Source organism: Ilyobacter sp., assembly GCF_041583315.1.
Lineage (GTDB): Bacteria > Fusobacteriota > Fusobacteriia > Fusobacteriales > Fusobacteriaceae > Ilyobacter.
Window position 1 is genome coordinate 1 of the sequence record NZ_JBFHGC010000043.1, and the last position, 9161, is coordinate 9161.

Consider the following 9161-nt stretch of genomic DNA (forward strand, 5'->3'; position numbering starts at 1 on the left):
CTTTTAAAATATATTTCTAGAAAAATACTACTCTAGTATAAAATTAAGTTGAATTTTTATTATTCTAAAATTTTATAGTTTCTTAAAGAATAAAAAAAGGTGAGATTAGTCTCACCTTAGATTCAATAATTAATTTATAATTTCCAGTTCCCTGTCATGACGTTTTTTGAATAAAATCAAAGATAACAAGGCCCCTATAAGACAGTAAAACATATCCGACTGTGTATCCCATATATAGCCCTGGGTTCCGAGAAATTCATTGGACCCCGTCCCGGTAGCCAAGGCCACCCACCATTCCACCAACTCATAAAAAGCACTTATTGCCATACATATTGATACCACTATAAAGAAAAGCCACTTCCCTCGGGAAACTACTGATTTTCTCAGCAAAATCTCCCTTGCTATCATTGCAGGAGTAAATCCCTGGACAAAGTGTCCCAGTTTATCATAGTTGTTTCTTTTTAGTTCAAACATCTCTTTTAACAAATTGAAAAAAGGTACTCTTGCGTAGGTATAATGCCCGCCTATGACAAGTATCACAGCGTGAATCAGTATAAGCCAATAGGTAAGCTGCGTCAGTGGAAACTTTCTGTATGTTGCCACTATAATTATAGCCCCTATAACTGCCGGAGCAACTTCCAGCATCCATGTAAAGTTATCATATGGTTTTATTCCACTCCATACCAAAACAATCAAAAATATCCCTAACTGGAGAACATTTACCTTTTTTTTGCTCATTTTATCCCACCTCTTTAATAATTATGGAATAGTTATTTTATATTCATTATATCTTTAAATTCCTTTACTTTGCCGCGGCTTACAGGTACCTCATCTTTCAGACCTCTGAATTTTAGATTATACGTGCTGTTAAACCAGGGTATTATCTCTGATATTTTGTCCACATTTACTATATAAGAGCGATGACATCTAAAAAATCTGTCTTTGGGAAGCTTGTTTTCCAGATCTGATATTTTGAGTTTAGACATATATATGTCTTTTTCTGTAAAAATCTTTGTTTCCCTTTCACAGGCCTCACAATAGTATACGTCATCAAGGCATAAAACCTGCATTTTATCCCCTTTCCATATGGTTAATTTTGTGTTGCACTGAGATTCCTTGTTGTCATCTGTTTTTACATTAAATCTTCTTTCCAGTCTGTTAAGTGTATTGACTATCCTTTCTTCTGAATAGGGTTTCATAATATAATCAAAAGCCTGTATATCAAAGGCATCCACTGCATAGTGATCATATGCAGTTATAAAAACCATCTCTGGTTTTTTATTAAATTTAGATACAAGCTTTCCTAGAGTCATTCCGTCTAAATTTGGCATATTTATATCTAAAAATATTATATCAACATTATTTTCCTGCAAATATTTGAGTACTTCTAAAGGATCTTCAAACTCATGAGCGATCTCTATATCACTGAAATTCTCTATAAAATATTTTAGTTCTTCTCTCGAAGGATACTCATCATCTACTATTATACACTTCATATTTCCCCCTCCGATTTCACAAGAAAGCTTATTTTTGTTCCTTTTTCAAGTTTTTCTATCTCAAGCCCCTTCCCGTACAGGAGTTTGATTCTGCTGTGGACATTATACAGTCCTATTCTCTCTGGTTTTTTATCTTCTGAATTTATTCTTTCAATTATTCTCTCATCGATCCCGGCTCCGTCATCTACTATCTCCACCATAAGGTCTTTTCCGTCTCTGTAAGCATTTATCCAGACACTTCCAGCATGGGTGCTTTTCAGAATACCGTGCTTTATCGAATTCTCCACAAGAGGCTGTATTATGAGGCTGGGTATCATACGTCCCTTCACCTCTTCCTCTATAAAATAATGAACATTTATTTTCCCTTTGAATCTTGCCTGCTCAATATTCACATAAGCCTTTACCTGTTCAAGCTCTTTTTCAAGAGTCACAAGTTTGTCTCCACACTCAATATTAAATCTCAGATAAGTAGAAAGATCAATTATTATATTTCTTGCCTTAGACGGGTCTATCCTCACAAATGAAGATACTGTGTGAAGTGCATTAAAAAGAAAATGCGGGTTTATCTGTGCCTGCAGAGCCCGAAGTTCTGATTTTGCAGCCATCTCCTTCAGCCTTTCTATACGGCTTATCTCCAGTTGAGTAGATATGAGCTGAGAAAGTCCCTCTGCCAGATATCTGTTTCTAGAAGATAATGAGCTGTTCTCTGCATAGTATATTTTTAAGGTACCTACGACTTTTTCAGCCTCTTTCAGAGGTGTTATTATGGCAGAATGAATATCTTTCAGACCACAGTAAAATTTTGTCTCATCGTTAGTACTTTCGATTACCAACAGTTTTCCAGTGGAAAGAACCTTTTTTGTAGCCTCGCTTACTATCTCTTTGTGAGTCAGAAGGTATTCAGGATCATCACTGTAATTTGCCAAAATATAATTCTGATCCGTTATTATTACCACCTTTGCTCCCAGGGATTCCTGTATCACTCGGCATACGTTTTTCAGAGAATCACTATCAAGTTCTCTGAAAAAAGGAAGGGTTTTATTGGCAATTTCCAGAGCAAGTTTTGACTGCTCTCCGGCCACTTTTTCCTTGTCTTCCTGTATGCTTTCAGTTATAGCAATAACAATGGATACTCCCAGAGCATTTGCAAGAACCATTGGTACATATATATTTCTGACTATATCCTGAGCTACATAAGAAGGCTTTGACATTATCAGTATAAAAGCCATACTTATATTTTCTACTATAACTCCCGCCACAAACCCATAAAGTTTTCTATTGTTTACCCCTATATTCTTATACAGCATTCCAGACAAAATCCCACCTATAATTGTGGCTATCCCGCATGGAAGAGCAGTTATACCGTTCATATCAATGAGAAACCTGTGGATTCCCGCAATTACACCTGCAGTTATACCCACTATAGGCCCTCCCAATATTCCTCCTACTACTACCCCTATATTTCTCGTGTTTGCTATAGCTCCGTTGTAGTCTATCCCCACATAAGTCCCTAGTATCGCCATCGTAGAAAACACCACGGACAGTATCAGCTTATCTCTGGTTTCAAAAGCTTCCTTCTCGATTATTTTTCTGAATGCCTTTAATCTGGAAAGGAAAAAGGCTATTGTAATTATATATCCTATATTATTTAAAAGATGATTAAATAATTGAAACATAAATGATCAACTCCACAATTTCATTATAGGATATTATATATTATTTACAGGTTATTGTCCAATTTGTAGGACATCTGCACATTTAGATTTTTTTCACTCTATAAGCCTTTATACCGGTTAATTCCCTTATTCAAATACCATTTTCTCAAACATAATATAAAAACTGTTGAAATATTTAGGTTAATTCCTTATACTTTATCTGTTACGTATTTTTTATTTAGGAGATGTCATATGAATGCAGATAAAATATTAAAAGTTTCTACCTACGCAGGAAAAATAATTTTAGAAAACGGCGGGGAAACTTACAGAGTAGAAAACACCGTATGCAAAATATGTGAGATGTACGGATACTCTGCCGACTGCTTTGCCACTCTTACTGGAATAATGGCATCGCTAGAGGACCAAAACGGCAATATTTCCTCTATAATAGTAAGAATTTCAAAAAGGGGCACAAACCTCGATAGAATACATAAAGTTAATATTTTAGCCAGAGAAGCTTTCAAGCTTACTTCTGAAGAACTTATGTTATCCCTAAAGGCTGTCGAAGCTCAAGAACGTTATCCCATGCATCTCAACTTCTTGGCCTACGCCTTTTGTTCCGCCTCTTTCTCGGTTATATTCGGAGGAAGTTACAGAGACTTCCTCGTTGCCATGATTATAGGAGGTTCTCTGAATATTTTCACATATTTATCAAACAAACTAGAAATAAACGGCTTTATCATCAATAGTGTCGGCGGTGCAATATGTGCCTTCATAGGGGTATTTTTTCTAAAAATAGGAATTGCTGATAATTTGGATAAAATAATCATCGGATCTCTCATGCTATTAGTTCCTGGAATGGCCCTCACAAATGCTATCCGGGATATCATTGCAGGAGACTTCATGGCAGGTATAGCCAGGGGAGTAGAAGCCCTGCTTATCGCCACTTCCCTAGCCATAGGTACAGGAGCAGTTCTCACACTAATGTTATAACTTTTGGAGGTTTATCATGATAAAGCAGATTCTATTTGCTATACTTGCTACATTTTGTTTCGCCATAATTTTCAATATCAGAGACAGAAAACTTTTTTTCACCTCTATAGGGGGAGGAATAAGCTGGCTCACATACCTTTTGTGTGTTAATGCAGGCTATCCAATTGCATTCTCATATTTTTTATCCTCAATAGCCTTGACTCTCTTCTCAGAGATTTTTGCCAGATATCTAGAAACTCCGGTTACCACTATTCTCATTTGCGGGCTTATCCCTCTTGTCCCAGGAGGAGGTATCTACTATACAATGTATCACATCATAAAAGAAAGACCCTTAGCGGCATTTTCAAAAGGCCTCGAAACTTTTCTTATCTCATGTTCCCTGGCCATGGGAATTGTATTTGTGACATCCTTCATAAAAATAATAAAAGACATTCACAGAAAAAATTTGGTCAGAAAAATAATATCCAAATAAGCCCAATAAAAAAGCTCTTTTTAAGGAGCTTTTTTTAATCTCTGGATTTCTCCAGACTCTTATTTAAATATTTTTTCAACTTTAAATTTTAGTTTATCCGGTATGACATAGCCCTTTGACATCACTCTTTTCAGTGCCATAAAGGGTTTATGCCTATAGTTCCTTTTCTCTCTGTCGCCGCTTTCTATCTCCTCCTCTATATCATTTTCAAATTCCACATAGCTTCCTATGGAATAGTTGATACTTCTCTGAATTCCTTTGTTTTTATATTCGGCATTTTCTTTATCATATTCAGTTCTCCAGCCGTGGTTGTCTTTGTCATATACAGCCACATATGGTATTTTAAATCCGTTTAAAAGACGTATAAACTGTGGAATGGTACTCTTACTCCCACATTCTATAATAGAGTATTCGTACTTATACACCCCCAGACATTCTGCCAGATAAGGAAGAAGTATCTTGTCAGTCTGTCCCTCTACAAGGATTACTTTCTTTGCAAAAAAAAGTTCACTTCTGTCCGGATTTATCCAATAGTTCATATTGAACCTTTTGACCTCATCTCTGGAGAAAAGTCTTTTTCTGTTCTGAAATATTTTGGTTCCTCTCTCATCCCTTCTTACTATACATATAGACCTGTACTGTTTCAGCCCCACAAAGTTACTGGAATGGGTACAGACATATATCTGCGTCCCGTATTTGGATAGATGTATAAGGGTGTTATAGAGCTCCCTTTCAGCTTGTGGATGAAGATACAGTTCCGGTTCTTCATAGAGAATCATAGTGCTTCCAAGTATACTCCTGTTTTTCTTCTTGGATTCCCTGGAAAGAATCCTTGCTATATTGAATATTACATTTCTCTGAAGTCCCTTGCTTGCATAATCCTGTTGTAAAACTGAATAAATGCTCTTTATTTCATCTATGATTTGATTATCACAAGAATCCTCCTTATCAAGGACACTAATAAGTTTCTTATAAAAAAATTCAGTAAGTTCTTTTGAGGTAGCAGCCACTGAAGGAATAAAAACTACTTCTATATTTTTTATGATATCTCTGTAATCATTCCACCCTATTTCCACGCCCTCATATTCTTTTACTAGAGTATAAGTGAATCCAGCATCTCCCCCTGTTATTCTGAGAATGAGTTCATCATTTTTATCAAGATATGGTTTTAGTTTTTTTAGTTTCTCGATAGATACAATCTGAAACCTACCTTCTATCTCTACTAAGCCTCCCTCTCTTCTTTTATCTTTTTTTCTGTAGTTTCTTTCTCCGAGAAAAAATAATATTGCGGAAAAAATACTGGATTTACCGTGGTTGGCTCCCCCTATCAGCAACATAAGATTCTCTAGTTCTATACTCTCGTCCTCTATAGACTTCCAGTTTTTTATATCTATTTTTCTCAAGTACATAAAATTAACTCCTCTCTTGTCTATTTTGTATTTATATAATTTTATGTAACAAAACGCTTCTATAACATTATACTGTACATTTTTGAATTTTTAATTGTTTCTATTCTTATGAAAATATTTCGAAATCAATTTTTATTTCCTTTAAATGATAAAGAGAGGTCCGAAGACCTCTCACATTTTTTACAGATATTGCCTTTATTCCAGGATGTTTTCACTATTCTTTATGTGCAACTATTACCCTGCCTACCAGTCTTCCTCCTAGCATATTATCCACTTCATCAAAAATTCCGTCAATACCCACTTCTTTTATTCCTGTTTCAAGATTAGATCCCTTCCAATCTTTGGATATAAGTTCCCAAATTTTTTCTCTCTTTTCTTTTGGACACTGTACAGAATCAATTCCCACCAACTTTACCCCTCTGAGTATAAACGGATATACTGTTGAAAAAGGAAGGTCCCCTCCTGCTACATTTCCACAGGTAGTTACCACTCCTGCATAGCTTACAGACCTTATGGCAGTTGAAAGAGGATTTCCTCCCACAGTATCAACTACTCCAGCCCAGCTTTGCTTTAGGAGTGCTTTCCCGCTTTTATCGTCTAGCACCTCTCTGTTCACTGTATCCTTGGCACCCAATTCCAACGCCAGTTTATTCTCTTTATCATTACTGATAACTGCCGTTACCTCATATCCCATTTTTGAGAGGAATCTTACTGCATGACTCCCCACCCCGCCTGTTCCTCCGCTCACGAGAATCTTTCCGTCTTCAGGCTTTATATCTTTTACCAATTCATAAACCGAAAGCCCTGCGGTAAATCCTGCAGTTCCGTAGATCATCGCTTCTTTCAAAGAAAGATTTTTAGGCTTTTTTATAACCCATTCCTTAGGTACTCTTATATATTCTCCAAAACCTCCGTCAGTGTTCATCCCAAGATCAAATCCAGTCAGTATTACCTCGTCACCGGGTTTGAAATCATTGGTTTTAGATTCTGTTACCACTCCTGCAGCATCTATTCCAGGTGTATGTGGGTAATTTCTAGTTACACCCCTGTTCCCTATACAAGATAGAGAGTCCTTATAATTCAGTGAAGAATATTTCACCTTGATAACCACATCTCCCTCTGGAAGATCCTCTATATTTCTTTCCACTATTTTTTTTATAAACTCACCATTTTCTTCAAATATTCTCACAGCTCTGAATTTCATGATTAATCCCTCCTTAAACTTAATACGATTCCGTACTTTTATTCTATACCTTTAAGCTTTTAATGTCAATACAATTTATTAAAAGTAAAAAATCTTAAAAAGGCACTCTTGAGAGTACCTGATTCTAATTGAGATTATTTTTATTTTTGCTGCTTCTCTCTTCTTACATGGGCATTTTGCATTACTTCCAACACTTCATTCAGCCCCATTTCATTTAAGTTTTCCAAATATTTAGGCCATTCCCTGTCAATATCCATCCCGTTTAATACCCACATCTGAATTGATTCGCTCATATAATTAACGATAGAAGGCCAATACATATCATATATTTTCCTCTCTTCCGGAGTCAGGGTAGGCTCTACAAATTCTTTTAATATGTAATTGTTTTCAGTATACATTTTTATTCCCTTTATGGCATCTGCATTTGTCCACTGTTTTTCATACTCATAGTCCATTTGAAACCCGATGGGGATTTGTGCTCCGTCTTCCCATAATCGCTGGTTGACTGCTTTGTCTGCATTGAGAATCTCCTCATTAAATACAGGCTTTCCACCCTTCATTGTATAATGCAGACCTTCTAATCCAAAGTTGGCCAACCTTCTGCCAGCTGGGGTAAAATAAAAATCAAAAAATTTCATAGTTTCTATAGGATGTTTATTTTGGTAAGTTATCGCCCAGCCGTCGGGCTTTACAGCGGCTCTCATGTTCTCTTCCACTCTCCTACCATCTGTTCCAACAGGTGGTGCCATAGGCTGGAGATTAAATCCCGGAATAGAGTTACTCAGAGTTTTATTAAAAATACCGGTACTTGCAAACCAATCTCTTGTTGCTCCACCTAGATTTTTCCCAAACAATATTTCTCTTGATCTGGATCCTCTGGTAAATACTTCTGGATCTATTAATTTTTCCTTGTACCATTTTATTATATGTTTCATTCCCTCTTTAAATTCAGGTTGAACCAGTCCCGATACTATCTTCCCGTCTTTTTCGTATAGTGACATATATGTATCAGTACCGCTGGTTCGAGCTCCCCACATCGTGGTCAACCTCATAATTTCTTCCCAATGCCGAAAAAACAAAGGGACCTCGTCTTTTAAACCATTCCCATTTGGGTCACCGTCTCGAAAAGCTACTAGTGTTTTGTAAAATTCATCAACAGTCTGAGGTTGCTTTAACCCTAATTTGTCTAACCAGTCCTGCCTTATCCAAAATCCTCGTGCTGCTTTTCCATCAACTATATAAGGGATATAGTAAATGTTTCCATCTGGAGCCTTTACCGCTTCCTTTACATTAGGATGATCCTCAAAAAAATTCTTGATGTGCGGTGCATGTTCATCTATCAAAGCATTTAAAGGTAAAAGTTTCCCTTCCATTCCATATTTTATAAAATCATCTTTTCTCTCATTTCCTCCTACAATATCGGGCAATTTTCCGGAAGCCATCATCATTTTAAACATTTCATCACTATTTGTCCTTACTTTTGAAGCTGTTTCAGTTAATCTTATGTTGGTTAGATCAAAAGCTCTTTTTCCAACCGGACCATTTGGTTCATAGATATACTTATTTCTAAAATGCATGTGAATAGTTAGATCCAATGGATTTTTAGTGACCAGTGATTCTTTTGGAGTATCTGCCTCTGGAGCTTTGTCTTTACCAGCTTCACATGCGGTTAAGCTTGCTATTAATAATAAACTTATAAGCAATTTTTTTAATATTTTGTTCATTATCTTTCTCCTTAGCGTATTTTTTATAAACATAAATACTGTACAGCCCAGTCAGAATATTGCTATAAAACATAGAATACCAAACTGAATATTCCCTGAATATTCCTATATAACTTAAAATTATAACTAATGGAATTCTTACTCCCCATAATCTTAATATATTTATATTTAAAGATTTTTTAGTATCTCCCAATCCTTGGAAATAACC

The 9161-nt window shown here is 36.0% G+C and carries 8 protein-coding genes and 1 pseudogene; 2 read left to right on the forward strand and 7 right to left on the reverse strand.

The genetic code is table 11. The features are described 5' to 3' along the window. Positions 1-129 precede the first annotated feature (129 nt). Genes ABZA26_RS02765 through ABZA26_RS02775 form a run of 3 tightly spaced genes read right to left on the reverse strand, consistent with a single transcriptional unit; the run spans position 130 to position 3172 of the window. Positions 130-738, reverse strand: a complete 609-nt coding sequence (locus tag ABZA26_RS02765; protein ID WP_372712998.1) for a DUF2238 domain-containing protein — start codon at positions 736-738, stop codon at positions 130-132. Between the two features lie 32 nt (positions 739-770). Then, a complete protein-coding gene (locus ABZA26_RS02770) occupies positions 771-1496 on the reverse strand; it encodes a LytR/AlgR family response regulator transcription factor (protein WP_372712999.1) in 726 nt (241 codons plus the stop codon). Next, positions 1493-3172: a LytS/YhcK type 5TM receptor domain-containing protein gene (locus ABZA26_RS02775; RefSeq protein WP_372713000.1), complete on the reverse strand. Its 1680-nt coding sequence runs from the start codon at positions 3170-3172 to the stop codon at positions 1493-1495. Before ABZA26_RS02775 ends, ABZA26_RS02770 begins: the two co-directional genes overlap by 4 nt. Positions 3173-3403: 231 nt before the next feature. Between ABZA26_RS02775 and ABZA26_RS02780 the strand changes: the two genes are divergently transcribed. Further along, complete coding sequence (locus ABZA26_RS02780; protein ID WP_372713001.1) at positions 3404-4144, forward strand: threonine/serine exporter family protein; 741 nt, start codon at positions 3404-3406, stop codon at positions 4142-4144. Between the two features lie 16 nt (positions 4145-4160). Then, positions 4161-4616, forward strand: a complete 456-nt coding sequence (locus tag ABZA26_RS02785; protein WP_372713002.1) for a threonine/serine exporter family protein — start codon at positions 4161-4163, stop codon at positions 4614-4616. Positions 4617-4675: 59 nt separating this feature from the next. On the opposite strand, the gene ABZA26_RS02790 is transcribed toward ABZA26_RS02785, so the two are convergent. The 4 genes and pseudogenes from ABZA26_RS02790 to ABZA26_RS02805 all read right to left on the reverse strand — a co-directional run. Beyond that, positions 4676-6025 carry an ATP-dependent endonuclease gene (locus ABZA26_RS02790; RefSeq protein WP_372713003.1) on the reverse strand — a complete coding sequence of 450 codons (1350 nt, stop codon included), beginning with the start codon at positions 6023-6025 and terminating at the stop codon, positions 4676-4678. A gap of 214 nt (positions 6026-6239) precedes the next feature. Beyond that, on the reverse strand, positions 6240-7229 hold the full coding sequence (locus ABZA26_RS02795) for a YhdH/YhfP family quinone oxidoreductase (protein ID WP_372713004.1): 990 nt from the start codon (positions 7227-7229) through the stop codon (positions 6240-6242). A 140-nt stretch (positions 7230-7369) separates the two neighbouring features. Continuing rightward, a complete protein-coding gene (locus ABZA26_RS02800; protein WP_372713005.1) occupies positions 7370-8953 on the reverse strand; it encodes an extracellular solute-binding protein in 1584 nt (527 codons plus the stop codon). Next, a pseudogene (locus tag ABZA26_RS02805) lies at positions 8889-9161 on the reverse strand (hypothetical protein); the annotation flags it as partial. The gene ABZA26_RS02800 and the pseudogene ABZA26_RS02805, both read right to left, overlap by 65 nt.

What these genes read in the sequence shown, in the direction of transcription:
- ABZA26_RS02800 (WP_372713005.1), bottom strand. Translation starts at nt 8,953, where the DNA reads ATGAACAAAATATTAAAAAAATTGCTTATAAGTTTATTATTAATAGCA.
- ABZA26_RS02795 (WP_372713004.1), bottom strand. Translation starts at nt 7,229, where the DNA reads ATGAAATTCAGAGCTGTGAGAATATTTGAAGAAAATGGTGAGTTTATA.
- ABZA26_RS02785 (WP_372713002.1), top strand. Translation starts at nt 4,161, where the DNA reads ATGATAAAGCAGATTCTATTTGCTATACTTGCTACATTTTGTTTCGCC.
- ABZA26_RS02790 (WP_372713003.1), bottom strand. Translation starts at nt 6,025, where the DNA reads ATGTACTTGAGAAAAATAGATATAAAAAACTGGAAGTCTATAGAGGAC.
- ABZA26_RS02775 (WP_372713000.1), bottom strand. Translation starts at nt 3,172, where the DNA reads ATGTTTCAATTATTTAATCATCTTTTAAATAATATAGGATATATAATT.
- ABZA26_RS02770 (WP_372712999.1), bottom strand. Translation starts at nt 1,496, where the DNA reads ATGAAGTGTATAATAGTAGATGATGAGTATCCTTCGAGAGAAGAACTA.
- ABZA26_RS02780 (WP_372713001.1), top strand. Translation starts at nt 3,404, where the DNA reads ATGAATGCAGATAAAATATTAAAAGTTTCTACCTACGCAGGAAAAATA.
- ABZA26_RS02765 (WP_372712998.1), bottom strand. Translation starts at nt 738, where the DNA reads ATGAGCAAAAAAAAGGTAAATGTTCTCCAGTTAGGGATATTTTTGATT.